The sequence below is a fragment of the Mesorhizobium sp. LMG17149 genome, assembly GCF_024518695.1.
In the GTDB taxonomy this organism is placed as follows: Bacteria; Pseudomonadota; Alphaproteobacteria; order Rhizobiales; family Rhizobiaceae; genus Mesorhizobium.
Genome location: NZ_JANIFL010000001.1, coordinates 88,671 through 114,330, shown reverse-complemented (window position 1 = coordinate 114,330; position 25,660 = coordinate 88,671). Strand labels below are relative to the sequence as shown.

Sequence of the window (25,660 nt, the reverse complement as noted above, 5' to 3'; positions counted from 1 at the left end):
CCCGTTTGTCATTGGCGAAAGGGGCACTCCCGCAGAGGCAATATGTGTCGCTCATGACAATCAGACAACGGTTTTGTTGCAGATCGACGAACTTCACCCCTTTACCTCACGCCACCTCGCCTCCGCTTGGACGCATGGAAAGCCACACGGTTAGCCGGCTTAGCGCGACGACGAGCGCCAGGAACGACCGTCGGGACTGCCAAGCTGGCTTTCGGCGTGCCAGCCCTGATTGCAGCCGCTGCAACCCGAAGAGACACGCCAAGGTTGCAGGCGACTTTATCGATCCCTCAACGGCAACGCGCTACTCAATCCTGCTGCCCTGTTTATTTCCAAAGATCAGGTGAAATAAAATGCTGACGGTCTACAATTGTATCGTCAACGAACACGATCTGAGACTGGTCGCACTCGCCGCGCTGATCTGCGGAATTTCCTGTTTCTCTGCAGTCAACCTGCTTCATCACATAAGCCGCTCCACCGATCGGAACCGGCTTGCCTGGCTGATGATCGCGGCCACTTCGACCGGCTTCGGCATCTGGGCAACGCACTTCATCGCCATGCTCGCATTCACACCTGGCATACCCAGTGCTTACGATCCCGCACTTTCCGTGCTTTCGCTCGCTGCTTCGGTCACTCTGACGGCAGCCGGCATGTGGATCGCCACCTTGCGGAATGAGTTCGATTATCATCTCGTCGGCGGCGCCGTGCTGGGCGGCGGCATCGCGGCCATGCACTACATCGGTATGGCGGCATTCGAGGTTCAGGGCCGCATCGAGTGGAACCTGTTGCTTGTCGCCGTTTCCCTTCTGGCCGGCGTGACGCTCGCGGCGCTGGCGCTGCGTGTCGTGCAGCGCCGTCCCTCCTTGAAGGCGACATCCGGCGGCGCGGTGCTGCTGACGCTGGCGATCTGCACCTTGCATTTCATCGGTATGGGTGCCGTCTCGATCTTCCCCGATCCCTCGATCGTCATATCCGAATACACGATCGAGCCGACCTCGCAGGCTTTCGCCGCCGCCGCCGCCACACTGGTGATCCTGGTTCTGTCGGCATCGGCGCTGTGGATCGATTTGCGCTTCCGTCGCCAGAAGCTCGAGGTCGACCGCATGCACGGTCTGGCCAATGCCGCCGTGGAGGGGCTGATCGTCTGCGACGGCCACCGCATCATCAGTGCCAATGACAGCATGGCGACATTGACGGGCATCGCAACAGCGACGCTGAACGGAATGCAGCTTGGCGATCTCTTCGGATCCGACATGTCGGGCTTCGGCGAACAGCCGCAGGAGGCCGAATTGAGCGGCCGCGATGGCACGAGCATTCCTGTCGAGCTGATCGCCAGGAGCATCGACTATTGTGGCAAGCCTCACAACGTGGTTGCGGTCCGAGACATTCGCGAGCGCAAGAAGGCGGAACAGGAGATCCTGCGCCTTGCCCATTTCGATCCATTGACCGGACTGGCCAATCGCCGCAGCTTTTCCGGCCGGCTGGAGACGGAAATTGCTGCGATGGGCCGGACCAGGAAAGGCGGTCAGCTTGCGCTTCTGCTGCTCGATCTCGACCGGTTCAAGGAGGTCAACGATCTGTATGGGCACGGCGCGGGCGACGCCATGCTGCAGAAGGTTGCGCATTGCGTTACCGGCATTCTTCGTCAAGGACAGATGGTGGCGCGGCTGGGCGGCGACGAATTTGCCATCGTCGCGCCGAACCTGACCGACCCGTTGGAGGCAGGCCGTATCGCCGACGCGGTGCTGACTGCCATGCGCGAGGAAAACCGGCTCTCGGTCGGCGGCGGCCTTGTATCGGCCAGCATCGGCATTGCGCTGTATCCATCGGATGCCGAAAACCAGGCCAGCCTGATAAGCCACGCCGATACGGCGCTCTACCGGGCCAAGACCGAAGGCAAGGACACCTACCGCTATTTCGAAGCTTCGATGGGGGCCGAGGCCCGCGACAAGCGCGTGATGGAGCACGAACTGCGCCAGGCAGTCGCGCGCCAGGAGTTCTACCTCGTCTACCAGCCGCAGAAGGAGATCAGCAGCGGGAAGATGGTCGGTTTCGAAGCGCTGGTCCGCTGGCGGCATCCGACGCGCGGCGACGTCTCGCCGAGCATATTCATCCCGGTCGCCGAAGACAGCGGCGCCATTGGCCAGATTGGCGAATGGGTGCTGACGGCCGCCTGCGAGGAAGCCGCCCGCTGGGAAAATCCGCTGACGGTGGCCGTCAACGTTTCGGCGGTGCAGCTCCACAACACGAATTTCAGCCGCAAGGTCCACGAAACCTTGCTGAATTCCGGCCTGGCGCCCGGCAGGCTCGAGCTTGAGATCACCGAGACGGCGCTTGTCAAGGACATGCCGCGGGCATTGGCCACCTTGCGGCAGGTCAAGGCGCTGGGCGTGCGCGTCGCCATGGACGATTTTGGAACCGGCTATTCCTCGCTCTCCAACCTTCGCGCCTTTCCCTTCGACAAGATCAAGATCGATGGCTCATTCATCAAGTCCGTCGACAAGAACGGCCAGGTCGCGGCGATCGTGCGCGCCGTCCTGGGACTTGGACGCGGGCTCGGCCTGCCGGTTCTGGCGGAGGGTGTCGAGACGCTCGGCGAACTGAAGTTCCTGGACGCCGAAGCCTGCGAGATCGGCCAGGGCTACTATATCGGCAAGCCGGCTCTCATCGAGGAATTCGGCGATCTGACCGGCGTCGTCGCACCCGCTGTCGGCAGCAAACCCGCCAGCCTGCGCGACAGAAGCGTTCTGGCCTTCGCGCCCGCACCCGCGCTAGCCACACGCTAGACTACAGGCTCTCGGGCTTGAGTGCCGTCTCGACCAGCCGCCTGGCGTCCGTCCCCGACCATTCGGCCGGGCCATTCATATGGGCGATAAGGCAGCCTTCGCCGTCGATCAGCATCGTGACGGGAAGGCCTAGCGCCAGGCCACGCTTCTTGAGGTCGTTGAACAGCGCCATCGTCGAATCCCGGTAATAACCGAGCGTCGCGACGCCGGTATCGCTGAGGAACTTCTTCGGCTTCACATCGTCGCCGGCATCGACGTTGACGGCGACCACTTCAAAGGAGTCGCTGCCCTTTTCCTTCTGCAGCGCATCGAGCGCCGGCATTTCGGCACGGCACGGCGCGCACCATGTCGCCCACAGATTGAGCAGCACCGTCTTGCCGGCATGATCGGCAAGCGTCATCGGCTTGCCGTCCGGACCATTGAAGGCAAGGCTCTTCAGGGATTGAGGCGGATCGGCCGGCAAAAGTGCCGCAACCTCACCGGTGGCCGACGCCGCGACTTTCTTGGCGCGGTCGCTCTTGGCCGCGCAGGTCACGTCGTCCCTGCTGTCACCCACGGCAGCTTGTGCCGGTGCATTGTTGCCAGACCGGCTCTCGCTGACATATACCGCGACCGCGCCCGCCAGCGCGCCCGCCACCAAGGCGGCGAGGATCAGGCGCGGGGCCGGGAAGAATCTACTACCGTCTGCCATTTTCTCAAAACTGCTCCGAAGCACGGGTTATAGCCATGAGCGACAAGAAAACCAGCAACCAGATGTGGGGCGGACGTTTTGCCTCGGGTCCGGCCGCGATCATGGAAGCGATCAACGCGTCTATCTCCTTCGACCGCAAACTCTATGCGCAGGACATCAAAGGCTCGATCGCCCATAGCGAGATGCTGGCGCAAACGGGCATTATTTCGGCGGCCGACCAAGAAAAAATCGCTGACGGGCTGAACACGATCCTGAAAGAGATCGAGGCCGGCAGCTTCGAGTTTTCGACACGGCTCGAAGACATCCACATGAACATCGAGGCGCGCCTCGCCGATCTGATCGGCCCGGCGGCCGGCCGGCTGCACACCGCCCGCTCGCGCAATGATCAAGTCGCGGTCGATTTGCGGCTGTGGGTCAAGGATGAATGCTTTCGCGTCGCCGAGGCGTTGAAAGGGCTGATCGAGGCGCTGCTGGAGCGGGCCGAGGAGCATGCCGCGACCGTGATGCCGGGCTTTACCCATATGCAGGCGGCCCAGCCGGTGACCTTCGGCCATCACTGCATGGCCTATGTCGAGATGTTTTCGCGCGACCTGTCGCGCGTGCGCGATGCGATCGAGCGGATGGATGAAAGCCCGCTCGGTGCCGCGGCCCTCGCCGGCACCAGCTTCCCGATCGACCGCCACCGGACCGCCAAGGCGCTCGGCTTCCGCGAGCCGATGCGCAATTCGCTCGACAGCGTCTCGGATCGCGATTTCGCGCTCGAGTTCCTCGGCGTGGCGGCGATCTGCGCCACGCATCTGTCACGGCTGGCCGAAGAGATCATCATCTGGTCGACGCCGCAGTTCGGCTTCGTCAGGCTGTCGGACTCGTTTTCCACCGGCTCCTCCATCATGCCGCAGAAGAAGAACCCCGATGCCGCCGAACTGGTGCGCGGCAAGACCGGCCGCGTCACCGGTCATCTGGTCGGCCTGCTGACGGTGATGAAGGGCATGCCTTTGACCTATGGCAAGGACATGCAGGAAGACAAGGAATCGGTGTTCGACGCCGCCGAGACGCTCGACCTGATGCTGGCGGCGATGACCGGCATGGTCTCGGACATGACGGTCAACGCTGCCGCGATGAAGAAGGCCGCCGGCTCCGGCCACGCGACAGCAACCGACCTTGCCGACTGGCTGGTGCGCACGCTCGGCCTGCCGTTCCGCGAGGCGCATCATGTCACCGGCCGGGCGGTGGCGCTGGCCGAAGACAGGAAGGTGGGGCTGGAGAAGCTTTCACTGGAGGATTTGCAGTCGATCAATTCCGGCATCACGGCCGACATATTTTCGGTGCTGGCGGTGCAGAACTCGGTCAAGAGCCGCACCAGTTTCGGCGGCACCGCGCCGTCGGAAGTGAGGAAGCAGATCCGCGCCTGGAAAAAGCGACTGGCGAAAGCGTAATGCCGGATATTGCGAGCAGTAATATCCCGGATATTGCGACGAGCAATATCCGGGGTGCAATGCGCCGAGAACTCGGCTAAAAGCGGCGGCTGACAAACGTTTCGGACGGATGGATCGATGACCGAAAGCAGGATTTTGGTGACGCTGACGCTGCTGGTTGCGATCGCGGCCGTTTCGGCCTGCGGCAGGAGGGGCGCTCTCGACACGCCCTATGAGGCGGCCGTGCAGGCGCGCAAGGATGCCTCAAAGGCCCACCAGCCCGTGCCGCCGGAGCCGGAAAAACCGGTCAAGGACAAGAAATTCATCCTCGACCCGCTGATCTAGAGCCGACGAGAGCCGGGCCTTCCAACCCGATCTCATCGCGCCCCAACTTCCGGAACCACTCTCGTGAACCATTTCGACTACCGCGACGGCGTGCTCCATGCCGAGGACGTGGCGATACCCGACATCGCCGCACAGATCGGCACGCCATTCTACTGCTATTCGACGGCGACCCTGACCAGGCACTACCGGGTGTTTGCCCAGTCCTTTGCCGGGCTCGACGCGCTGGTCTGCTACGCCATGAAGGCCAATTCCAACCAGGCCGTGCTGCGGACGCTGGCCAAGCTCGGCGCCGGCGCCGATGTGGTTTCGGAAGGTGAATTGCGCCGGGCGCTGGCCGCCGGCATTCCGGCCGGCAAAATCCTGTTTTCGGGCGTCGGCAAGACCGCGCGCGAAATGGACTTTGCCCTTGCCGCCGGCATCCTCTGCTTCAACGTCGAGTCCGAGCCTGAACTCGAGCTGTTGTCGGCGCGAGCCACCGCCCTTGGCAAGGTGGCGTCGATCTCGCTGCGCATCAATCCCGACGTCGACGCCAAGACCCACAAGAAGATCTCCACCGGCAAGGCCGAGAACAAGTTCGGCATCCCGTGGCAGCGGGCGCGGCAGGTTTATGCCCGCGCGGCAAAGCTTCCCGGCATCAGGATCACCGGCATCGATACCCATATCGGCAGCCAGATCACCGAGCTGCAGCCCTTCGACGATGCCTTCGCCCTGCTTGTCGATCTGGTCGGCGCGCTGCGGGCGGACGGCCATGCCATCGAGCATATCGATGTCGGCGGCGGGCTCGGCATTCCCTACCGCATCGACAACAACCCGCCGCCGCTGCCCGACGCCTATGCCCAGATCGTCAGGAAGCATGTCACCAAGCTCGGGCTGAAGGTGATGTTCGAGCCTGGCCGGCTGATATCGGGCAATGCCGGCATCCTCGTCTCGGAAGTGATTTTCGTGAAGGAAGGCGACGCCAAGAACTTCCTCGTCGTTGATGCCGCCATGAACGATCTCATCCGGCCGACGCTCTACGACGCCTTCCACGACATCCGTCCGGTCGTGCAGCCGCCGGCCGACACGCCGCGCATGATGGTCGACGTGGTCGGCCCGGTCTGCGAGACCGGCGACTATATCGGCCTGGACCGCGATCTGCCCAGGCTGAAGGCCGGCGACCTGATTGCCGTCTCAACCGCCGGCGCCTATGGCGCGGTGCAGGCCGGCACCTACAACACCCGCCTGCTGGTGCCGGAGGTGCTGGTCGACGGCGACCGGTTCCACATCGTGCGCCCACGCCCGACCTATGACGACCTGATTGGGCTGGATTCGATGCCCGACTGGCTTGCATAGGAGCGCCGGAAACACACCTACCCGTCCCAGGGAGCAATCATGACGAACGGCATCACCGTCACACGCGAGCGCATTGCCGCGATGGAACCGCGCATCCGCTCCTATATCAGGCACACGCCGGTGCTGCGCGTCGACATGGCCGACTTCGATCAGCCGCCGCTGGCCGTCGACCTGAAGCTCGAATGCCTGCAGCATTCCGGCTCGTTCAAGGCGCGCGGCGCCTTCACCAATCTCCTGGAGCGGCCGGTTCCCGACGCCGGTGTCGTAGCGGCATCGGGCGGCAACCATGGCGCGGCCGTCGCCTATGCCGCCATGCGGCTCGGCCACAAGGCGACCATCTTCGTTCCCGAAGTGAGCCCGCCAGCCAAACTGGAGCGAATCCGCTCCTACGGCGCCGAACTGATCGTCGGCGGCGCCCGCTACGCCGAGGCGCTGGCGGCCAGCGAACGGTTCGCCGAGGAGACCGGCGCCTTGCAGATCCATGCCTTCAACCAGGAGGAAACGCTCGTCGGCCAGGGCACGCTCGGGCTCGAAATCGAGAGCGATTTGCCTAAGATCGACACGCTGCTGGTCGCTGTCGGCGGCGGCGGCCTGATCGGCGGCATCGCTGCCTGGTTTACCGGCCGCATCCGTATCATCGCCGTCGAGCCGGAAGGAGCGCCGACGCTTCATCGCGCCTTCGAGGCCGGACACCCCGTCGACGCGCCGGCCGAGGGTATCGCCGCCGATTCGCTGGCGCCAAAGCGCGTCGGCGAAATGATGTTCCCGATTGCCGAAGCCTTTGTCGAACGCTCGATCCTGGTCAGTGACGACGACATCATCGCCGCGCAGAAGGCGCTGTGGAACCGGGCCCGCATCATCTCCGAGCCGGGTGGCGCCGCCGCCTTTGCCGCGGTCCTGTCGGGCCGCTATGCGCCGGCGGCGGGCGAACGGGTCGCCGTGCTGGTCTGCGGAGCGAATGCGGACCCCGCTACCTTCTAAAGGGCCTGCTGCCTTCTAAAGGGTATGCAGGATGGAACTATAACGGTCCACTTCACGTTTTTCCGAACTGCCTCGCCTTTGCCGTGTTTGCTGGTATTCTTTGAGTCGTGAGGCGTCGGGCTATCCTGCCCGCTCCACAGCATGATCCCGAAAAGTGAAATCCCTTTCGGAACAGATCATGCTCAAAGGGATAAGGCCGCATCCCGGTTTTCGGGATAGGCTCAAGGAAGGGCCGATGACGCAACGACCCACCTTCAGCAGTGATCGCGGCCTGGCCGGACGCCTGGCCTTGAGCCGGTTGGCGACGCGGGTCTCGATGATGGTCGAGCGCGGCTGGCCGTTGCTGCTCCCGCTCGTCATCGTCGCCAGCCTGTTCCTCAGCATCTCCTGGCTGGGGCTGTTCTCCCGGCTGCCGGATATGGCGCGCATCGGCCTGGTCGCTGCTTTTGCCATAGCGGCACTGGCCGCGCTCTATCCGCTGCGCTTCTTCCGCCTGCCGGGCGCCGGCGAAATCGACCGCCGCATAGAGGCCGCCAATCAACTGTTGCACAGCCCGGTGCTGGTGCAGACCGACCGGCCCAGCGGCAGGGAAAGCAGCTTCTCGCAGGCGCTGTGGCGCGAACACCAGAAGCGTATGGCTGGAAAGCTCGACAACCTTGGCGCCGACCTGCCGCGCACGCGCGTGCCGGAGCGCGACCCCTGGGGGCTGCGCGCGGTGGCGGCCCTTTTGCTCGTTACCGCCTTCGCCTTCTCCTTCGGACCGACGGGCGGCAGGATCAGCGACGGCTTCAATGCCCATGGCGCGCGCGATATCGTGCCGCCGCGCATCGACGCATGGGTGACGCCACCGGCCTATACCGGCAAGCCGCCGATCTTCCTGACCGCCGACGCCAACCAGGCGATCCCGACCTTTACGGTTCCCGAAGGCAGTGACGTTTCGCTGCGCGTGACGGGTGGCTCAGGCGAGGAGACGCTCGGCTATGCCGACAAGAATGGCAACGCCCGCGCCATCGATCCCGCTGCGCCGCAGGCCGCCGCCAAGCCGGCTGCAAGCCCGGCGCCGCCGTCCAAGGTGCTCCAGTTCACCAGCAAGCTGACCGGCGACGGCACGCTGACGCTGACGTCGGGCGAGGACCAGCTCGGCCGCTGGGCCTTCGCGGTCATATCGGACAAGCCGCCGCAGATCCGCTTCGTCGGCGAGCCCAAGCGCGCCGCAAACGGCGCCTTCGAGCTAAACTACCAGATCGACGACGACTATGGCGCCGCCACCGCCAAAGCGGTGTTCGCGCTCGCCGATCCGCAGGCGCCCAATGCGCGCCCGCTGTACGGTGCACCTGAAATGCCGCTGACGCTGCCGCGCCGCGGCGGCAAGTCGAACGCCGCCAAGACCTCCAAGGACCTGACCGAGCATGTCTGGGCCGGCAGCAGCATCAAGCTGACGCTGGTCGCCACCGATGATGCCGGGCACACCGCATCGAGCGAAACCAAGACGCTGCTGATGCCGGAGCGGCCTTTCGCCAATCCGCTGGCACGCGCCGTGATCGAACAGCGCCGCCTGCTGGCGCTCGACGCCAACGCCAAGCCGCGCGTGCTCGACCTGATGGACGCCATCACGCTGCGGCCGGAAGACACGTTCGACAACATGTCTCACTATCTCGCCATCATGAGCGCCCGCACCCGGCTGAAGATGGCCGAGAGCGACGATCAATTGCGCAGCGAGGTCTCCTATCTCTGGGAAATCGCGCTCGGCATCGAGGAAGGCAATCTTTCGGCCGCCGAAAAGCGGCTGCGCCAGGCGCAACAGGCGCTGCAGGACGCCATCAAGAATGGCGCCAGCGACGCTGAAATCGAAAAGGCGATGAAGGAACTGCGCGAGGCGATGAACCAGTTCCTGCAGGAATTCGCGGAGCGCGCCAAGCAGAATCCCAACGCCCCGCAGATGCAGCAGAATGGCCAGGAACTGCGCCAGAGCGACATCGATCGCATGATGGACCAGATCGAAAACCTGGCGAAGTCCGGAGATCGCGACAAGGCCCAGCAACTGCTGTCGCAACTGCAGGACATGATGAACAATCTGCAAGCCGGCCGTCAGCAGCAAGGCGGCCAGCAGGACAGCGAGATGCGCCAGCAGATGGACAAGCTGGGTGAGATCCTGCGGCGTCAGCAGGAGATGATGAACGACACCTTCCGCATGGATCAGATGCAGCGCGGCGAGCGCCAGCGCGGGCAGAACCGTGACGAGCAGCTCGGCGAAGGCGGCCAGGATGAGGACAGACCCGGCGTCGGCGAAGACCGCGATCCGCTCGCCCGGCAAAAGCCGATGACACCCCAGGAATTCGCCGATGCGCTGAAACAGCTGCAGCAGGGCCAGGGCCAGCTGCAAAGCGACCTGGATCAGCTGAAGAAGGGCCTCGAAGGCATGGGTATGGAGCCCAATGAAGGATTTGGCGAGGCCGGCAAGTCCATGGGCAATGCCGAACAGGCACTCGGCGAGGGCGAAGGCGATGCGGCCGTCGGTCATCAGGGCCGGGCGCTGGAAGCGCTGCGCAAGGGCGCCAAGGACATGATGAAGCAGATGCAAGCCATGCAGGGCGACCAGGGCGGCGGCGAGGAAGGCGGCCGGCAGCAGAACGCCGATCGTGATCCGCTCGGCCGGCCACGCGCCAGCCAGGGTCCCGATTTCGGCGATTCGGTGAAGGTGCCCGACGAGATCGACGTGCAGCGCGCCCGCCAGATACTGGAAGCGATCCGCAAACGGCTCGGCAATGCGCTCAGCCCCGACATCGAACGCAGCTATCTGGAACGGCTGCTCGAGCTGAAATAGAGCAATTCCAGGAAAAGTGTGAAGCGGTTTTCCGTCCGGAATTGCGAAAAAACATAGGGATTGCCGCCCGCGTCCATCCCACCTAAAGACCCTCTCGCGCGGTTGCACCACCATGCCCAGACTTGGCGCCGTTACACCCATCCTGCGCATCTTCGACATTGCCAAGGCGCGTGAATTCTATGTCGGCTTCCTCGGCTTCGAGGTGCAGTGGGAACATCGCTTCGCCGACGACGCGCCGCTTTACATGGCGGTCGGCCGCGACGGCTGCGTTCTGCATCTCAGCGAACATCATGGCGACGGTGCACCCGGCATCGCCCTGCGCATCGAGGTCGAGGACATCACCGCTCTTCATGGCGAACTGATCGGCAAAAACTACCGCTTTGCCAGGCCGGGCCTGGAAGAAACGCCGTGGAAGACCCGAGAGGTATCGGTCGCCGATCCGTTCGGCAACAGGCTGCATTTCTACGAGGATGCCGCTGGCTGACTGAGCCTGTTGACGAAGGCTTCGCGGATCGCATCCTGCATGCCGTCGATCGCCTCACCTGACGCATTGGGGTTGCGGTGCATCACCACGTTGGAGGAATCGATGGCGCCGAATCCGTCCGCGGTGGTCAGTTCACGACAGCCGTCCGGAATGTTGCTGCGCGAAATCGGCGCGATCGCCAGTCCGGAGGTGACGGCGAGCTTGAGGCCGCCGGTGGTGTCGCTGGTATAGGCGACACGATAGGCAAGATCGCGCTGCTCCAGTGATTTGATGGCGAAGTCCTTGCACCAGCCGGCCCGGTTGTAGAGCGCGATCGGCACCGGCTGTTCCTCATGCATGTGATGCAGGGGCGACGTCACCCACACGGTCGGGTCGTGCATCAGCACTTCGCCGCCGGCGGGATCCTGCCATTCGAACACCACGCACAGATCGAGTTCGCCGGCAGCGAGCGCCGCCATCTGTGCCCCGGAATGGGCATAGCGCACGGTGACCTCGACCTGTGTATGACGCTTCGAGAAGGCGCCGAGCGCGCGCGACAGGATGGCGTGGCCATATTCCTCCGGAATGCCGATGCGCACCGGCCCGCCAAGCGGCGCTGCCGCCATCGATGCCGACGTCTCGTCGAGCAGCGAGACAATGCGGCGGGCGTTGACGATGAGTTCGCCGCCGCGCCGCGTCAACGCGACGCCGCGCGAACCGCGCTCGAACAGGCTAGCGCCGATCAGCTCTTCGAGCTTCTTCATCTGCATCGACACCGCGGATTGGGTGCGGCCGGCCTGCTCCGCCGCCTTGGTGAAATTGCCGGTCTCGGCAATCGCCACGAAGGTTCGCAGGAGGTCGCTGTCGAGGGTCGGCCGCATGAAATCCGCCATAAGGGAATTTGATTGCTGGCATCATTCCAATTCGTTTGCAACATGTCAAACGACGGACGATAGTCGCTTCACCCATTGGATATGCGGCTGCGAAATCAGCCGCGGACCAATCAAGAGTCCTCACTCGTGCCCGCTGCCCGAAACGGTGGCGGGTTCTTTTTACGCCGCAGGCGGCAGCTTCGGGTCGTACGCGCAGGAGCCTGGATGCAGATGCAGAATCGGATGGTGGGCGGCATCCTGAGCCTGTGCCTCGGCGTGCTGGTCTTTTCGCTGCAGGATCCGCTCGTCAAAGCCGTGTCCAGCGGTTATCCAGTGACCGAGGTGATGGCGATCCGCTCGATCGTCGCTCTGCCGATCCTGATCGTTCTGGTCCATGCCGATGTCGGCTTGCGCGCGATCCTGTCGAAGCGATTCGGCATGCTGACGGTGCGTGCCTTCATCCAGTTCACCTCCTATACGATGTACTACCTGGCCATCGCCGCCTTGCCGCTTGCCGATGCGGTGGCGCTTTATTTCATGGCGCCGCTGTTCATCATGGTGCTGGCTGGACCGTACCTTGGCGAGCGCGTCTCCTGGCAGACACTGGCAACCGTGCTGATCGGCTTGTTCGGCGTCCTCGTGATGCTGCGCCCCGGCGCAGGGCTGTTCGACTGGGCAGCGCTGCTGTCGCTGGGCTCGGCGGCGCTCTATGGTTTTTCGCAGCTGATGGCCCGCAAGATCGGCGATACTGAATCGTCCACCGTCATGGCCTTCTATCAGAACGGCGCCTATCTCGTCGGCGCCGCCGTGGTTGCCGGGGCGTTTCACCTTGCCGGTATCACGCACGCCGTCCACCCGAGCCTGGAATTCCTGGTAAGGCCATGGCTTTGGCCGACGCTGCCGGATTTTCTAAAGATGGCCGCCTGCGGTTTCGTCGCCTCCGCCGGCATGATCCTGCTGTCGCAGGCCTACCGGATGGCGCCGGCCAACCGCGTTGCCACCTTCGAATACACCGGCATCCTGTGGTCGCCGCTGTGGGGTTTCCTGTTCTTCGCCGAGGTGCCGCGGTCGACGACGGTGATCGGTGCTGCCTTGATCATCGGCGCCGGCCTGCTGGCGCTCAACACCGAACGGCGCAAGAATGTTCCACCCGTGCTTACCGCCGCCGATCCAGCCTGATCAGGCGAAGCAGATCAGCGCCCGTTCGACACGCGAGCGGATTTCGGCCAGCGTGAAGGGCTTCTGCACGACATCGAGGATGATGCCGTTCAATTCCTCGGCGCGCTCGCGCTGGTCGGCATAGCCGGTCATCAGCACGATCTTGATCGACGGAAACAATGCAGCAGCCGCGATCGCCATCTCGATGCCGTCCATCTCCGGCATGCGGATATCGGAGACGACGAGATCATAGCCGCCACGCGCCGCCTGGATCAGCGAAAGCCCCTGCGCGCCGTCCGCCGCGATATCGATTGTGTGCCCGGCGCGTTCAAGCGCGCGGGCGGCCAGGGTGCGGACGGACTCATCGTCCTCGACGATCAGAAGCTTTGCCATGGCCGGCATATTTGGCCGCCAAAAGTTGACTTTTCCTGAAAGCGCGCAGCGTCAGCAAACCTTTTTGTTGCCGCTCAGATATCCCCTTTGACGACACCGACAAACGGTAACTCGCGAAAAGCGTGCGCAACGTCCATGCCGTAGCCGACGACGAAATAGTCGGGGCAGTCGAAGCCGACATAATCGGCATTGAGCTCGGTCTGGCGGCGCATGCGCTTGTCGAGCAGCACGGCGATCGAACAGCTCTTGGCGCCCCGCGACAACATCAGCTCGCGGGTAAAGCTCAGCGTCTTGCCCGATTCGAGAATGTCGTCGATCAGCAGCACGTCGCGGCCGGCGACCTCATTGTCGATGTCGCGCAGCACCTTCACCTCGCCGCTGCTGGTGCCGGCGCCATAGCTGGAGATGAAGATGAATTCGACCTCCGGCGACAGGCCGACATCGTGCATGGCCCGGATAAGATCGGCGGCGAAGATAAACGAGCCCTTCAGCACCGAGATCACCAGCAGATCGTGATAGTCGTGTCCGGCAATCTCCTTGGCGAGCTCGAGATTGCGCCGCGCGATCGCCGATGCTGAAAACAGAACCTCGATGTCCTTGCCGCGTACGATGGGCATTGATGGTCTTCCCCGGTGATCGCCTATTCGGCGAAAGTGACCGACACGGTCTTCACACCGTTTCTAGGCACGTCGAGCCGGCTGGCAAAGCCGAATCTTTCGCCAGACGCCAGCGAACGGCCGGATGTCCCCAACGTATAGCGGGTAGTCTGCCCGTCATTGCCGGTCACCCGGATTTCGAGCGGCGGCAACTGCGTCGGTTTCGCACCATCATTGACGGCCTCGCCATCGACGAACAGTGCGGCGTTCGGCCCGGTAGCGTCGACGCGTGACGTGACGCCCGAAATGCTGAGCGCCGACGCCTGCGCGCTGGACAGGAACGGCGCCTGGCGCACCAGCGCGTGCCCGCCGGAGACCCAGAACGCGGCCAAGGCAGCGCCGATACCAGCGACCCAGAAGATCGGCCCGCCGCGCGAGGCTGGTAGCCGCTCCGGCGGGGCCTCGGGCTTGCGCAGCATGTCCATGCCCGCGACGGGTGGCATGACGATCGCGCGCGGCAGCGGCGAAACGCTCTCCACGGCAGGCGCAAGGCGCGGCATCACCACGTAGTCGGCATCGACGATGTCGGCGGCCGAACCACGCATGAACCGGTCCGCTGCGGCAATTGCCGCCGGATCGGTCATGATTTCGCCGGAAACCGGGCGCGCGGTTCGATCGTCAGCCATCATGGCCCCAGCATTGCAGCACGTGTTCGCTTTTCGTTTCTTTTGCGTAAACACAAATGGTTAACGCTTCCCCACCGGAGCCCTCGTGACGAGCCTAAACAGCCCAGAGATTAACCGCCGGTTAACCATGCCGGCCGATGGTCTTTACGCAGAACAGGCCGGCTCGCCGCCGTGCCGAAATTCAGGTTGTCGAAATTGATTCGTTTCGAAAATGTCGGCCTCCGCTATGGCATGGGTCCGGAAATCCTCCGCGACATCTCCCTGCACATCCCGGAGCGCTCCTTCCAGTTCCTCAGCGGGCCTTCGGGCGCCGGCAAGACGACCTTGCTGCGCCTGCTGTTCATGTCGCTGAAGCCGACGCGCGGGCTGATCACCATCTTTGGCAAGGACCGTTCGCGCATCTCGCGCACCGAATTGCCGCATCTGCGCCGCCGCATCGGCGTGGTGTTCCAGGATTTTCGCCTGCTCGACCACATGACCACCTACGAGAACGTCGCGCTGCCGCTGCGCGTGCGCGGGCGCGAGGAGGCGAGCTACCGCACCGATGTCACCGAACTGTTGAAGTGGGTCGGGCTGGGCGAGCGCATGCACGTGCTGCCGCCGGTTCTGTCCGGCGGCGAGAAGCAGCGCGCGGCGATCGCGCGGGCGCTGATCGAGCAGCCGGAAATCCTGCTCGCCGACGAACCGACCGGCAATGTCGATCCGCCTCTGGCGCGACGCCTGCTGCGGCTGTTCATCGAGCTCAACCGGCTCGGCACCGCGGTGGTGATCGCCACCCACGACCTTGGCCTGATGGAACAGGTCGACGCGCGCCGCATGATCCTGGCCGGCGGAAGGCTGGACATCTATGACTGAACTGTCCGCCGAACATTTTGTGGAACGGGAGCAGGACGCCGAGGCGACCGAGGCAAAGCCCCGCGCCCAGCGCAGGATGGCGCCGATCGTGCCGGCGCAGAACATCGCTGGCCGGGCACTGGTCCTGGTGATCGCCATCATGACCTTCCTGTCCTGCCTGACTTTCGGCGCAGTGACGCTGGTGCGCGACACAGCGTCCGTCTGGGAGAACCAGATTTCGCGCGAGGCGACCATCCAGATCAAGCCGGTCGACGGCCTCGACATGGAAGCAGCCCTTACCCAGGCCTCCCAGATCGCCGGGGAATTCCCTGGCGTCAAGACGACCCGGATCATCGACCGCGAGGCGACCGCGAGGCTCCTTGAGCCCTGGCTGGGCTCGGGGCTCAACATCGACGAATTACCCGTGCCGCGCCTGATCATCGTCACCATCGACGAGAACAGCCCGCCCGATTTCGCTGCCATGCGCGCCGCGATCACGCCGAAACTGCCGAGCGCATCGCTCGACGATCACCGCACCTGGGTCGACCGGCTGGTAGCGATGGCCCGCACGACGGTGACCATCGGCATTGCCGTGCTGGCATTGATGCTGTCGGCGACCGTGCTGACCGTGGTGTTCGCGACGCGCGGCGCCATGGCCGGCAACGGTCACATCATCGAAGTGCTGCATTTCGTCGGCGCCGAAGCACGCTTCATCGCGCGCGAATTCCGCCGGCATTTCCTGGTCACCGGCATGAAGGGAGCGGCGGCTGGCGGTGCCGCGGCAGTGCTCGTCTTCATCGTCTTTTCCTGGTGGTCGTCGCGCAATATGGCGACGCCGCAGGCCGACCAGGCGACCGCCCTGTTCGGCAATTTCGCCATCGGTTCGGCAGGCTATCTCGGTGTCGTGTTGATGGTGCTGGTGATCGGCGGACTGACGGCTGCCACGTCCCACGCCACCGTCGTTGCCTATCTCAGCGACATCGATGTCCGCCAGCCGGATGCAGGCTAATTCATGTCGCCCAAAAGTGGAACGGGTTTTGGGACAACGACATAGATAGGACAGGGTGATCACGGATGGAGAATTCACGTAACGCAAAGTGCGTCTTTTACCTACCCAAAGCCGCATTTCAGGATTAACCATATGGCGATGGACGCGCGGGATTCGACCGGTACGGCTGGGCAGATGCCAGTGGTGGTTGCCCGTTCGCATGGCCGCTCCACTGTGAGCCGTCTAAGAGCCGCGTTGCGCCTGTCCGCTCTCTCTGTCCTCATCCTCGCAACATTGTTTGCCGGCGGCTTCGGCTGGTTCGCCAATAAGGTCAGTCACCTGACCACGCCTGCCAATCCGGCCAAGGCGGACGCGATCATCGTGCTGACCGGCGGCCAGTCCCGCCTCGATGCGGCGATGGATCTGCTGGCGTCCGGCAAGGGCGAGCGGCTGCTGATCAGCGGCGTCCATCCTTCGGCCAGCCGTCGCCAGTTGCAGGCGGCGACCGGCGGCGACAAGAAGCTGTTCTCCTGTTGCGTCGACATCGACCGCGCCGCGCTCGATACGATCGGCAATGCGGAGGAAAGCGCCAAATGGGTCGAGAGCCACGCCTATGGCACGGTGATCCTTGTCACCAACAATTATCATATGCCCCGAAGCCTGCTGGAAATGGGCAGGCTGCTGCATGGCGCCAAGCTCGAGCCCTATCCGGTGGTCAATTCCAACCTCGACAATGGCGGCTGGCTGACCAAGCCGCGGGCATTGCGCGTGCTGTTCACCGAATACAACAAATATTTGCTGGCGCTGGCGCGGGGCATCGTGCCGGTCAAGCCGACGCCCAATGGCATAGCGCTGGCCGAAACAGCGGCCGGCGGCTGATTATTCCGCTGCGGCCGCGCCCGTATTTCCCCTGAGCCGTGCGATCTCCTGTTCAAGGCGCTCGATCCGCTTGTCCCGCTCGCCGAGTGCCGCCGCCACGTCGGCCGCCTCGAACCGTTGCGGGATGTGCTGCGGACAATTGGCATCCCAGGCCGAGACGGTGAACAGGATGACTTGCTCGGGGCGCGCTCTGTAGTCTTGCGGCATCAGTTCCGCCATCAGTTCGGCGTCACTCTCGACGACCCGCGCCGTGCCCCAGATCTTGATGCGCTGGCGGTGCATATAGTCGATCAGGAACAGGAACGCCCTTGGATTGTCGGCCAGATTGCCCTGCGTGATGAACTGCCGGTTGCCGGAAAAATCCGCGAAGCCGATCGTATGTTCATCCAGCACCTTGAGGAAGCCGGCCGGCCCGCCGCGATGCTGGACATAGGGCTGCCCCTCGCTGTTGGCGGTCGACAGGAAGACGCTGGTCTGCATTTCGATGAAGGCGGCAAGGTCCGGGGTGATGCCGGCCTGCCAGCCGCCACGCTCCTCGACGCGGGCATAGGACTGACGTGAGCCCTTGCGGGCCTGGATCGCCTTGACGGTCGGCGTGAAGGCGACGTCGCTGGTGAAAGCATGCGCGTTCCTTGAAAGCTTCCTTGCGGCAAGATGCTAAAGTCCGAGCTCCGACAGCGTCGGGTGGTCGTCCGGTCGCCGGCCGAGCGGCCAGTGATACTTACGATCGGACTCGCCGATCGGCAGGTCGTTGATGCTGGCGATGCGCAGGCGCATCAGCCCGTGTTCATCGAATTCCCAGTTCTCGTTGCCGTAGCTGCGGAACCATGAACCGCTGTCGTCGCGCCATTCGTAAGCGAAACGCACGGCGATGCGGTTGCCGTGGAAGGCCCAGACCTCCTTGATCAGCCGGTAGTCGAGCTCGCGACTCCATTTGCACGTCAGGAAGGCCTGGATGGCGTCGCGGCCTTGCAGGAATTCGGCGCGGTTGCGCCAGCGGCTGTCCTTGGTATAGGCGAGCGCAACCCGCGCCGGATCGCGTGAATTCCAGGCATCCTCGGCCATGCGCGCCTTCTGTGCTGATGTCTCGGCGGTAAACGGCGGCAGCGGCGGTCGGGCTTCGGACATGGCAACTCCTTTGTGGGCCATGCTGCGGGCAGGCCGACAGACACAATATAGAGCCTTCCATCATTCAAATGCAGATGACATATTCGTAACCTGTCCTTCCATTTTCCGGAAGAAGCTATGGATCGTCTCGAAGCCATGTCGCTCTTTGTCGCCGCGGTGGAGGCCGGCAGCCTTTCAGCAGCCAGCCGCCGTTTCGGCATTCCGCTGGCGACGGTCAGCCGCAAGATTTCCGATCTCGAGCGCCATCTGAACACACGCCTCTTGAATCGCTCGACGCGACGGCTAACACCGACCGATGCCGGCCAGACCTATCTTGCCGCCTGCCGCCGCATCCTCGACGACGTCGGCGAGGCCGAACGCACGGCAGCCGGCGAATACAGTGCTCCGACCGGCGAACTGGCCATCACCGCGCCGGTCGTCTTTGGCCGCCTGCACGTGCTGCCGGTCGTCACCGGCTTTCTCGCCGCCTATCCCGACGTGGACATCCGACTGACACTGGCCGACCGCATAACCCAGCTGGTCGAGGACCATTTCGATCTCGCCATCCGCATCGGCCAGTTACCCGATTCGAGCCTGGTCGCCATCGGCGTCGGCGCGATCCGCCGCGTCGTCTGCGCCAGCCCGGCCTATCTTGCCGAAGACGGCACGCCGACCACCCCGGAGGATCTGGAAACACACGATTGCATCACCTTCGAGGGACTTGCCTCCGCCGCCAGTTGGAGCTTCACCAAGGGCAAGGCCGAAATCCCGGTTCGGGTCCGCTCGCGGCTTCAGGTCAACACCGCCGAAGCGGCCATCGATGCGGCGATTGCCGGCGTCGGGCTGACACGCGTGCTTTCCTACCAGATCGAAGCCGCGCTGCGGTCCGGCACGCTGCGCATCCTGCTGCAGGAGTTTGAGCCAAAGCCATGGCCGGTAAGCCTGGTGCATGCGGGCCACGGCTTGCTGCCGGTCAAGCTGCGCGCATTCCTCGATTTTGCCGCCCCGCGCCTGAAGGAGCGGCTGGCGCGGCTGATGTAGCGGAACCAGGCCAACCCCCATTGGCGACCGTTCTTCGTTGCCAGCCAAAGCGCCCTGCGGCCATTTCCTTTTTTCCCGCGCTTGGTGTAACCAACGCTCACCTCCTCACCGGGCTCCCCCCAAATGCTCTACATCAGATCGCTGACGTTCAATTTCGTCTTTTACGTCAACCTGATCGTCCAGATGATCCTCTGGACCCCATACTATTTCCTGTCGCCCCGTCACCGCGCGTGGTTCGTGCCGAAATTCTGGTCGCGCACCTCGATGTGGCTTTACGACAAGATCGCCGGAACGAAGAACGACATCACCGGCCGGGAAAACCTGCCCGAAGGCTCCTTCATCCTGGCCCCCAAACACCAGTCGTTCTGGGATGCGATCGCCTTCTTTCCCTATCTTCACGACCCTCTCTACATCCTGAAGCGCGAGCTCACCTGGATCCCGTTCTTCGGCTGGTACATCATGAAGATGCGCATGATTCCGGTTCATCGCGGCAGCCGTTCGAAAGCGCTGAAGGCCGTGGTCGCCGCGACCAAGGCGGAGATGGCGCGCAATCCTCGCCAGCTCATCATCTACCCCGAAGGGACAAGACGCGCGCCGGGCGACGAGCCGGCCTACAAATACGGCATCGTCGAAATCTATGCGCAGCTTGGCATTCCGGTGGTGCCGGTTGCCCATGTCGCCGGTCTCTATTGGCCGCGTCGAAAATTTCTGCGCTACCCCGGCACCGTGAAGGCGCGCTTCCTGCCGCCGATCCCACCGGGACTGAGCAAGGACGAATTCATGGCCCGGCTGATCGGCGAGACCGAGGCTGCCTGCGACCAGTTCCTGATTGATGCCGCGCGGGGCCCGAATCCGCCTGCCTTGCCGCCGACAGCGGTGAAAAGACTGCAAGAGCTGGACAACGCCGCAAGACACAAAGCCTGAACCGGAAGTCTCCTGCCGGCAGTTCTCAGCCGAAAACGGCCAGCGCGGTGGTCAACACCAGCGTCGCGGCAAAGACCAGGTTGACGATCCGCGAGGCCGCCGGCCGGCGCAGGAAGCGCGCGAATGCCACTCCCAAGACAAGCCACACGGCGTGGATGGCGACGATCATCAGCGCGAGAGCCATCAGCTTCAGCCATGGACCAAGCTCAGTGTTACCCTGTTTGGGCGAAACACCGGCGAACACGGCGGCGATTGCCACATAGGCCTTCGGATTGGCGACCGCGAGAAGGAATCCAGCCAGCCATGTTGGACACGAAGCCTCCGCGCCGCGTGCTGCCATGGGCGGCGCCGTGGCGATCTTGAAGGCGAGATAGAGGATGTAGGCCGCCGAGGCGAAAGCCAGCAACGGCGCCAGCTTCGGCATCGAGGTAAGCACCGCCATGACCCCGGTCGCGACAACCAGAAGCACGGCGATCGTGCCCAGGATGATTCCCCAGGCATAGCCCAGCGAGTGGCGCAAACCGAAGGCGGCCCCAACGGCGGTAACGCTTATCGTTGCCGGACCCGGGCTGCCCATGATCACCAGGGCGGCAAGCATCAGCGCGAGAAGTTGCCCCCAAAGATCCGGCTGCGAAAGAAGCGGCTCAGTCATCTCTCCTCTGTCCTGCCTCGCGAAAAGACGGTATGGCAGGACCAGAGTGGCGTCTTGGACGTTCGTGCGAGGCGTCGCGCCTGAAGCTTCAGCCGCTCGCTCTGTCGAGTTCGGTCATGTCGGCGGCGGTCAGTTTCAGCGACGCCGCCCTGATCAAGCTGTCCATCTGTTCAGGCTTGGTGGCGCTGGCGATCGGCGCGGTGACGCCCGGCCGAGCGATAACCCAGGCAAGCGCGACTTCCGCCTGCTTGGCCGAATGCCTTGATGAAACCGCGTCGAGTGCCGCAAGGATGCGCATGCCGCGCGCATTGAGATAGTCCTTCACCCCGCCGCCACGCGGGCTTTGACCGAGGTCGGCTTCGCTGCGGTATTTGCCGCTGAGAAAACCCTTGGCCAGGCTGAAATAGGTGATGACGCCGATGTCCTCGGCCACGCACAGATCGCGCAACGGCCCATCGAAGGACGAGCGATCGTAGAGATTGTATTCCGGCTGCAGCACCTCGTAGCGCGGCAGACTGCGCAAGCTCGCCACATCGAGTGCGGCACGCAACTGGCCGGCGTCGAGATTCGAACAGCCGGCATAGCGGATTTTGCCCTTGGCGAGCAGCTTCTCGTAGGCGCCAAGCGTTTCTTCATAGGGCGTTGCAGGGTCCGGCCAGTGCGACAGATAGAGGTCGATGACTTCGGTCTGCAGCCGCTTCAGCGATGCGTCGACGGCCTTTTCGATGTATGCGGCGGACAGGTCCTTGTGCCCCTGCCCCATATCCGAACCGACCTTGGTGATCACCACGACCTTGTCGCGATTGCCACGGTCTTTCATCCATTTGCCGATGATGGTTTCCGATTCACCGCCTTTGTGGCCGGGAACCCAGCGCGAATAGGCATCCGCCGTATCGATGGCGTTGAGGCCGGCGCCGACGAAGCGGTCGAGCAGGTCGAACGAGGTTTTCTCGTCGGCGGTCCAGCCGAAGACATTGCCGCCCAGAACCAGCGGCGCGATGGACAGGTCGGTGCGACCGAGACGACGTTTCTGCAAGGCGGATCTCCGGGATGATTGGGGCGGGCAAATGGCGCCCGCGGGCTGAGGGTCGGAGCCTAACCTAGGTCTTGCCTGAACGAGGTCAAAGGCCTGGCCGCCTTTTTCCGCAGAGCCAGCTTCACAAAGGCGCGACCTGGCTGGCGACATCCTCCAGCCAGTGGTCGCTTATGCCCAGTGCCTCGAGATGCTCAAGCGTGCTCAGCACATAGTCCTCGTTGTTGCCGGACTGGCCGACCGCGCCGCGCACCACGGCCGCTGCATCCGCCGCGTCGAGCGCTCCGGCATATTGCTCGTGCTGGCGGTCGACAATGTAGACCACCGCGTCGACCGTACCGCCCCCGTCGAGGCGAATCTTGAGTATGCGCTCCAGATAGACATTGGTGACCAGTTCGCGCTCGCGAAGATAGGCCATGACCTCGTCGCGCAAGTCGCCGGGGACGCGGAATGCGAGGCCGACGCAGGACCCGCCACGGTCGAGGCCGAGCACCAGCCCCGGCCGCTCGCGCGTTCCGCGATGCACGAAGGAATAGACGCAGAGCGAGCGCCGGTAGCCATGCAGGCGGGCACGCTGTGTTTCGACATGCGCGAATCCCGGCCGCCAGATCAGCGAGCCATAGCCAAACACCCAAAAATCGCCCATATCGCCGCGCCTGATTGCAAAAGATGCCAACACCGCACCCGGACCGGTGTTTTTTCCGCCCGTCCCGTCTAACTATTCGTCTGTCTGCCTGGCGGAATCGACCACCCGTCCGCAACACCCATGCGTTAACGAGAGCCAAAGCATGACGTCAAGTGACGAACGCCAGCCAAGTAACCGTCGCCGCCTGTTCTGGCTTGCAGCGTTCATCGTCGTGCTGTTCGCCCTTTACAGCGGCGGCTGGTTTTATCTGGCCGACCGCGTCAGGAGCGAGGCCGACAAGGCGGTTGCCACGCTCAACAAGAATGGCGTCGAGGCCGGCTGTGCCAATCTCCAGGTCAGCGGCTATCCCTTGAGCTTTACCGTCTCCTGCGACAACCTCGCCTATGAGGACGATGCCAGGAACATTGCGGCTTCAGCCGGCAGTTTCAACGCGGCCGCCCAGATCATCCAGCCTCTGTCGCCGGTTGCCAATCTGCGCGGCCCGCTCAGGACCTCCGTTCCGGACATGGTGCCGCTGTGGATCGACTGGGACAATCTGCAGGCCAGTTTCAAATTGTGGTGGCCGCTGCCGCAGCGGATCTCGCTGGAGGCGGAGGGCCTGTCCGGCCAGACCGATCCGGCCGACGACACCGATCCGGTGCAACTGTTTAGCGCCGGCAAGGCATCGGGTCAGCTGCAGCCCAACGGTGACGATATCGACTATCTCGGCAGTTTCGGCGATCTCGAGATCGACCCCGACGCGATTGGCGGGCGCGTGCTTCCGGCGCTCGATGCCAACGGAGACGTCACGCTGAAGAACGGTGTCGCGTTGATCGGCACGCAGGTGAAGAGCCTTCGTGGCCAGGCGATCGAGATCCGCAACCTTGACCTGTCGTCGGGCACGGCGCGCATCACCGTTTCGGGACCGCTCTCGGTTGATGCCGAGGGTCTGGTCAACGCCGATCTGATGATCAGGCTGAAGGACCCGAAGGCGGTGGCGGCCATCCTTGGCGCCGCCATACCCGAGCAGAAAAGCCAGATCGAGCAGGGTTTTTCTGCCCTGGCAGTGCTTGGCAACGAACCGTCGATGCCGCTGAAGGTGGTCAGGGGCAAGGCCTCGCTCGGCTTCATTCCGCTGGGCAAGATCAAGCCGGTCGAATAGCTCAACCATGGCGGGACCCGTGAAGCTGCTGAGCGTTGGCGCATTGACGCTGGACACCATCCTGCGCGTCGAGACACTGCCTGTGCATCAAGGCAAGTTCATTGCCTCCGACGGCGTCCAGATCGCCTCGGGCATGGCCACCAGTGCTGCCTGCGCCGCGCATCGCCTGGGCGCGGAGGTATCGCTGTGGGCGAGTGCGGGTGACGATGCCGTCGCCGACCAGCTCATCGCCGGCATCGAGGCCGAAGGCGTCGATTGCACCTTTGTGCGCCGCGTCAGAGGCGCCCGCTCGGCGCTGGCCTCGATCCTGGTCGACGCGCATGGCGAGCGCATCATCGTGCCGTTCTATGACAGGCTGGCCCAGGCCGATCCCGAAGTCTTGCCGGTCGCCGACCTCACGGCATTCGACGCCGTGCTGGTCGATGTCCGCTGGCCGGGCGCGGCAGCGTTGGCACTCAAGGCGGCACGCGCCGTTGGGCGTCCGGCGATCCTCGATGCCGACACCGCACCGTTGCCGGTCCTGGAACAGCTGTTGCCGCTCGCCACGCACATCGTCGCTTCGGAAACGGCGGCGCGCATCGTCTGCGGCCAGGCGCTCGATCCGGAAACGGCTTGCGCCGATCTCGCCAGCCGCACCGACGCCTTTGTCGCGGTAACCGGCGGCGCGGCGGGCTGTTGGTGGCACGACCGTCGCGCAGGCTGTGTGCGCCATGTCGCGGCGCCAAGGATCAAGGCGGTTGACACGCTCGCCGCCGGCGATGTCTTCCACGGCGCCTTCGCCGTCGGGTTGGCGGAAGCCATGCCGGTCGAGCAGGCTTTGCGCTTTGCCAGTGCGGCCGCCGCGCTCAAATGCCTGCGCTTCGGCGGCAGGCTGGGCGCGCCGGAAAGGGCCGAGACGCTGGCCATGGTTGCGCAGACCTGGCCAGCCTGAAACAGACTTAGCCCTTCGCGGGATGCTCGACGGCCTGGCGGCCGAAATCGGGCACGTCGATGTCCTGGCCGGCCTCGATGATCGAGCGGCGCACCGCGCGGGTGCGGGTGAACAGGTCGAAAAGCTTTTCGCCGTCGCCCCAGCGGATCGCGCGTTGCAGCGACGCCAGGTCTTCCGAGAACCGCGCCAGCATTTCGAGAATGGCGTCCTTGTTGTGCAGGCAGACATCCCGCCACATGGTCGGGTCGGAGGCGGCAAGGCGGGTGAAGTCGCGGAAGCCGGAAGCCGAATATTTGATCACTTCGGACTTGGTCACCGACTGCAGATCATCGGCGGTGCCGACGATGTTGTAGGCGATGATGTGCGGCAAATGCGAGACGATGGCCAGCGTCATGTCGTGATGCTGCGGGTCCATCGTGTCGATGTTGGCGCCGCACCGGCGCCAGAACTCCGACAGCCTCTCCAGCGCGTCCGGGTCGGTGTCGGGCAGCGGCGTGAAGATGCACCAGCGATTGTCGAACAGGTCGGCGAAACCGGCGTCGGGGCCGGATTTTTCCGTGCCCGCCAGCGGATGGCCGGGAATGAAATGGACACCTTCAGGCACATAAGGCTGCATCTGCGCGATGACAGACGCCTTGGTCGAGCCGACATCGGTGAGGATCACACCCGGCTTCAGCGCCGGCGCGATTTCCTCGGCCACCGCGCCGGATGAGCCTACCGGCACCGAAATGATGACCAGGTCGGCATCGCGGACAGCTTCTCTCGCATCGGTGGTATAGCTATCGCCCAGCCCAAGCTCCTCGGCTCGCGCCAGCGTCGCCGCACTGCGTGTTGATATGGCCACGTGAGGGGCCAGCCCCTCGCGGCGGATGACGCGGGCCAGCGACGAGCCGATCAGGCCGATGCCGACCAGCGCGATCTTTTCAAACATCGGTGATGTCATGG

The 25,660-nt window shown here is 64.0% G+C and carries 26 protein-coding genes; 15 read left to right on the top strand and 11 right to left on the bottom strand.

The window, feature by feature from the left end; genetic code table 11:
* Positions 1-350 precede the first annotated feature (350 nt).
* Complete coding sequence (locus NP945_RS00545) at positions 351-2,783, top strand: EAL domain-containing protein (RefSeq protein WP_127318798.1); 2,433 nt, start codon at positions 351-353, stop codon at positions 2,781-2,783.
* 1 nt (position 2,784) lies between these two features.
* Here the strand turns inward: NP945_RS00545 and NP945_RS00540 are convergent, their stop codons facing one another.
* The gene (locus NP945_RS00540) at positions 2,785-3,474 is read right to left on the bottom strand and encodes a TlpA disulfide reductase family protein (RefSeq protein ID WP_256745295.1); all 690 of its coding nucleotides are present in this window, start codon (positions 3,472-3,474) and stop codon (positions 2,785-2,787) included.
* A 35-nt stretch (positions 3,475-3,509) separates the two neighbouring features.
* On the opposite strand from NP945_RS00540, the gene argH reads away from it, so the two are divergent.
* The 6 genes from argH to NP945_RS00510 all read left to right on the top strand — a co-directional run bounded on the left by argH (position 3,510) and on the right by NP945_RS00510 (position 10,855).
* Positions 3,510-4,910: an argininosuccinate lyase gene (gene argH, locus NP945_RS00535; RefSeq protein WP_127408624.1), complete on the top strand. Its 1,401-nt coding sequence runs from the start codon at positions 3,510-3,512 to the stop codon at positions 4,908-4,910.
* A gap of 117 nt (positions 4,911-5,027) precedes the next feature.
* Complete coding sequence (locus NP945_RS00530) at positions 5,028-5,234, top strand: lipoprotein (protein ID WP_256745294.1); 207 nt, start codon at positions 5,028-5,030, stop codon at positions 5,232-5,234.
* Positions 5,235-5,297: 63 nt separating this feature from the next.
* On the top strand, positions 5,298-6,566 hold the full coding sequence (gene lysA, locus NP945_RS00525; protein ID WP_127331562.1) for a diaminopimelate decarboxylase: 1,269 nt from the start codon (positions 5,298-5,300) through the stop codon (positions 6,564-6,566).
* 39 nt (positions 6,567-6,605) lie between these two features.
* Complete coding sequence (locus NP945_RS00520) at positions 6,606-7,547, top strand: threonine/serine dehydratase (protein WP_127272538.1); 942 nt, start codon at positions 6,606-6,608, stop codon at positions 7,545-7,547.
* A gap of 235 nt (positions 7,548-7,782) precedes the next feature.
* Positions 7,783-10,371 carry a TIGR02302 family protein gene (locus NP945_RS00515; RefSeq protein ID WP_127301959.1) on the top strand — a complete coding sequence of 863 codons (2,589 nt, stop codon included), beginning with the start codon at positions 7,783-7,785 and terminating at the stop codon, positions 10,369-10,371.
* A 112-nt stretch (positions 10,372-10,483) separates the two neighbouring features.
* Positions 10,484-10,855, top strand: coding sequence for a glyoxalase superfamily protein (locus NP945_RS00510; RefSeq protein ID WP_256745293.1), 372 nt, complete (start codon positions 10,484-10,486; stop codon positions 10,853-10,855).
* On the opposite strand, the gene NP945_RS00505 is transcribed toward NP945_RS00510, so the two are convergent.
* Positions 10,834-11,715, bottom strand: a complete 882-nt coding sequence (locus tag NP945_RS00505) for a LysR family transcriptional regulator (RefSeq protein WP_256745292.1) — start codon at positions 11,713-11,715, stop codon at positions 10,834-10,836. The genes NP945_RS00510 and NP945_RS00505 overlap by 22 nt on opposite strands.
* Positions 11,716-11,937: 222 nt before the next feature.
* Here NP945_RS00505 and NP945_RS00500 point away from each other — a divergent pair, with 222 nt between their 5' ends.
* The gene (locus NP945_RS00500; RefSeq protein ID WP_256745563.1) at positions 11,938-12,885 is read left to right on the top strand and encodes a DMT family transporter; all 948 of its coding nucleotides are present in this window, start codon (positions 11,938-11,940) and stop codon (positions 12,883-12,885) included.
* Here the strand turns inward: NP945_RS00500 and NP945_RS00495 are convergent, their stop codons facing one another.
* The 3 genes from NP945_RS00495 to NP945_RS00485 form a co-directional block, all read right to left on the bottom strand.
* Positions 12,886-13,257 carry a response regulator gene (locus tag NP945_RS00495; RefSeq protein ID WP_027038124.1) on the bottom strand — a complete coding sequence of 124 codons (372 nt, stop codon included), beginning with the start codon at positions 13,255-13,257 and terminating at the stop codon, positions 12,886-12,888. It abuts the gene before it with no gap.
* A gap of 74 nt (positions 13,258-13,331) precedes the next feature.
* Positions 13,332-13,874 (bottom strand): hypoxanthine phosphoribosyltransferase, encoded by a 543-nt coding sequence (hpt, locus tag NP945_RS00490; protein ID WP_256745291.1) that lies wholly within the window; start codon positions 13,872-13,874, stop codon positions 13,332-13,334.
* A gap of 23 nt (positions 13,875-13,897) precedes the next feature.
* Complete coding sequence (locus NP945_RS00485; protein WP_256745290.1) at positions 13,898-14,542, bottom strand: hypothetical protein; 645 nt, start codon at positions 14,540-14,542, stop codon at positions 13,898-13,900.
* Positions 14,543-14,734: 192 nt separating this feature from the next.
* Here NP945_RS00485 and ftsE point away from each other — a divergent pair, with 192 nt between their 5' ends.
* The 3 genes from ftsE to NP945_RS00470 all read left to right on the top strand — a co-directional run bounded on the left by ftsE (position 14,735) and on the right by NP945_RS00470 (position 17,240).
* Positions 14,735-15,394, top strand: coding sequence for a cell division ATP-binding protein FtsE (gene ftsE / locus NP945_RS00480; RefSeq protein WP_010911739.1), 660 nt, complete (start codon positions 14,735-14,737; stop codon positions 15,392-15,394).
* Positions 15,387-16,382 carry an ABC transporter permease gene (locus tag NP945_RS00475; RefSeq protein ID WP_027038121.1) on the top strand — a complete coding sequence of 332 codons (996 nt, stop codon included), beginning with the start codon at positions 15,387-15,389 and terminating at the stop codon, positions 16,380-16,382. Before ftsE ends, NP945_RS00475 begins: the two co-directional genes overlap by 8 nt.
* A gap of 132 nt (positions 16,383-16,514) precedes the next feature.
* Positions 16,515-17,240 (top strand): YdcF family protein, encoded by a 726-nt coding sequence (locus NP945_RS00470; protein WP_127270825.1) that lies wholly within the window; start codon positions 16,515-16,517, stop codon positions 17,238-17,240.
* On the opposite strand, the gene NP945_RS00465 is transcribed toward NP945_RS00470, so the two are convergent.
* A complete protein-coding gene (locus NP945_RS00465; RefSeq protein ID WP_256745562.1) occupies positions 17,241-17,819 on the bottom strand; it encodes a pyridoxamine 5'-phosphate oxidase family protein in 579 nt (192 codons plus the stop codon). It abuts the gene before it with no gap.
* Positions 17,820-17,897: 78 nt separating this feature from the next.
* Positions 17,898-18,368, bottom strand: coding sequence for a DUF1348 family protein (locus tag NP945_RS00460; protein WP_256745289.1), 471 nt, complete (start codon positions 18,366-18,368; stop codon positions 17,898-17,900).
* A gap of 117 nt (positions 18,369-18,485) precedes the next feature.
* On the opposite strand from NP945_RS00460, the gene NP945_RS00455 reads away from it, so the two are divergent.
* On the top strand, positions 18,486-19,388 hold the full coding sequence (locus tag NP945_RS00455) for a LysR family transcriptional regulator (protein WP_256745288.1): 903 nt from the start codon (positions 18,486-18,488) through the stop codon (positions 19,386-19,388).
* A gap of 123 nt (positions 19,389-19,511) precedes the next feature.
* Positions 19,512-20,312 (top strand): 1-acyl-sn-glycerol-3-phosphate acyltransferase, encoded by an 801-nt coding sequence (locus NP945_RS00450; RefSeq protein ID WP_256745287.1) that lies wholly within the window; start codon positions 19,512-19,514, stop codon positions 20,310-20,312.
* 25 nt (positions 20,313-20,337) lie between these two features.
* On the opposite strand, the gene NP945_RS00445 is transcribed toward NP945_RS00450, so the two are convergent.
* The 3 genes from NP945_RS00445 to NP945_RS00435 all read right to left on the bottom strand — a co-directional run bounded on the left by NP945_RS00445 (position 20,338) and on the right by NP945_RS00435 (position 22,643).
* A complete protein-coding gene (locus tag NP945_RS00445) occupies positions 20,338-20,964 on the bottom strand; it encodes a LysE family translocator (protein WP_256745286.1) in 627 nt (208 codons plus the stop codon).
* An 88-nt stretch (positions 20,965-21,052) separates the two neighbouring features.
* Positions 21,053-22,000: an aldo/keto reductase gene (locus NP945_RS00440; protein ID WP_127329945.1), complete on the bottom strand. Its 948-nt coding sequence runs from the start codon at positions 21,998-22,000 to the stop codon at positions 21,053-21,055.
* 121 nt (positions 22,001-22,121) lie between these two features.
* Positions 22,122-22,643 carry a gamma-glutamylcyclotransferase gene (locus NP945_RS00435; protein ID WP_256745285.1) on the bottom strand — a complete coding sequence of 174 codons (522 nt, stop codon included), beginning with the start codon at positions 22,641-22,643 and terminating at the stop codon, positions 22,122-22,124.
* A 142-nt stretch (positions 22,644-22,785) separates the two neighbouring features.
* On the opposite strand from NP945_RS00435, the gene NP945_RS00430 reads away from it, so the two are divergent.
* Both NP945_RS00430 and NP945_RS00425 read left to right on the top strand, forming a co-directional pair.
* The gene (locus tag NP945_RS00430) at positions 22,786-23,784 is read left to right on the top strand and encodes a DUF2125 domain-containing protein (RefSeq protein WP_256745284.1); all 999 of its coding nucleotides are present in this window, start codon (positions 22,786-22,788) and stop codon (positions 23,782-23,784) included.
* A gap of 7 nt (positions 23,785-23,791) precedes the next feature.
* On the top strand, positions 23,792-24,715 hold the full coding sequence (locus tag NP945_RS00425) for a sugar kinase (RefSeq protein WP_256745283.1): 924 nt from the start codon (positions 23,792-23,794) through the stop codon (positions 24,713-24,715).
* Between the two features lie 7 nt (positions 24,716-24,722).
* Here NP945_RS00425 and NP945_RS00420 read toward each other — a convergent pair whose 3' ends face one another.
* On the bottom strand, positions 24,723-25,658 hold the full coding sequence (locus NP945_RS00420; protein ID WP_256745282.1) for a prephenate/arogenate dehydrogenase family protein: 936 nt from the start codon (positions 25,656-25,658) through the stop codon (positions 24,723-24,725).
* Positions 25,659-25,660: the final 2 nt, after the last annotated feature.

Excerpts from the sequence above, each read along its gene's own strand:
- NP945_RS00545 (WP_127318798.1), top strand. The coding sequence starts at position 351 with ATGCTGACGGTCTACAATTGTATCGTCAACGAACACGATCTGAGACTG.
- NP945_RS00540 (WP_256745295.1), bottom strand. The coding sequence starts at position 3,474 with ATGGCAGACGGTAGTAGATTCTTCCCGGCCCCGCGCCTGATCCTCGCC.
- argH (WP_127408624.1), top strand. The coding sequence starts at position 3,510 with ATGAGCGACAAGAAAACCAGCAACCAGATGTGGGGCGGACGTTTTGCC.
- NP945_RS00530 (WP_256745294.1), top strand. The coding sequence starts at position 5,028 with ATGACCGAAAGCAGGATTTTGGTGACGCTGACGCTGCTGGTTGCGATC.
- NP945_RS00520 (WP_127272538.1), top strand. The coding sequence starts at position 6,606 with ATGACGAACGGCATCACCGTCACACGCGAGCGCATTGCCGCGATGGAA.
- NP945_RS00515 (WP_127301959.1), top strand. The coding sequence starts at position 7,783 with ATGACGCAACGACCCACCTTCAGCAGTGATCGCGGCCTGGCCGGACGC.
- NP945_RS00510 (WP_256745293.1), top strand. The coding sequence starts at position 10,484 with ATGCCCAGACTTGGCGCCGTTACACCCATCCTGCGCATCTTCGACATT.
- NP945_RS00505 (WP_256745292.1), bottom strand. The coding sequence starts at position 11,715 with ATGCGGCCGACCCTCGACAGCGACCTCCTGCGAACCTTCGTGGCGATT.
- NP945_RS00500 (WP_256745563.1), top strand. The coding sequence starts at position 11,938 with ATGCAGAATCGGATGGTGGGCGGCATCCTGAGCCTGTGCCTCGGCGTG.
- NP945_RS00495 (WP_027038124.1), bottom strand. The coding sequence starts at position 13,257 with ATGGCAAAGCTTCTGATCGTCGAGGACGATGAGTCCGTCCGCACCCTG.
- hpt (WP_256745291.1), bottom strand. The coding sequence starts at position 13,874 with ATGCCCATCGTACGCGGCAAGGACATCGAGGTTCTGTTTTCAGCATCG.
- NP945_RS00485 (WP_256745290.1), bottom strand. The coding sequence starts at position 14,542 with ATGATGGCTGACGATCGAACCGCGCGCCCGGTTTCCGGCGAAATCATG.
- NP945_RS00475 (WP_027038121.1), top strand. The coding sequence starts at position 15,387 with ATGACTGAACTGTCCGCCGAACATTTTGTGGAACGGGAGCAGGACGCC.
- NP945_RS00470 (WP_127270825.1), top strand. The coding sequence starts at position 16,515 with ATGGCGATGGACGCGCGGGATTCGACCGGTACGGCTGGGCAGATGCCA.
- NP945_RS00460 (WP_256745289.1), bottom strand. The coding sequence starts at position 18,368 with ATGTCCGAAGCCCGACCGCCGCTGCCGCCGTTTACCGCCGAGACATCA.
- NP945_RS00455 (WP_256745288.1), top strand. The coding sequence starts at position 18,486 with ATGGATCGTCTCGAAGCCATGTCGCTCTTTGTCGCCGCGGTGGAGGCC.
- NP945_RS00450 (WP_256745287.1), top strand. The coding sequence starts at position 19,512 with ATGCTCTACATCAGATCGCTGACGTTCAATTTCGTCTTTTACGTCAAC.
- NP945_RS00445 (WP_256745286.1), bottom strand. The coding sequence starts at position 20,964 with ATGACTGAGCCGCTTCTTTCGCAGCCGGATCTTTGGGGGCAACTTCTC.
- NP945_RS00435 (WP_256745285.1), bottom strand. The coding sequence starts at position 22,643 with ATGGGCGATTTTTGGGTGTTTGGCTATGGCTCGCTGATCTGGCGGCCG.
- NP945_RS00430 (WP_256745284.1), top strand. The coding sequence starts at position 22,786 with ATGACGTCAAGTGACGAACGCCAGCCAAGTAACCGTCGCCGCCTGTTC.
- NP945_RS00425 (WP_256745283.1), top strand. The coding sequence starts at position 23,792 with ATGGCGGGACCCGTGAAGCTGCTGAGCGTTGGCGCATTGACGCTGGAC.
- NP945_RS00420 (WP_256745282.1), bottom strand. The coding sequence starts at position 25,658 with ATGACATCACCGATGTTTGAAAAGATCGCGCTGGTCGGCATCGGCCTG.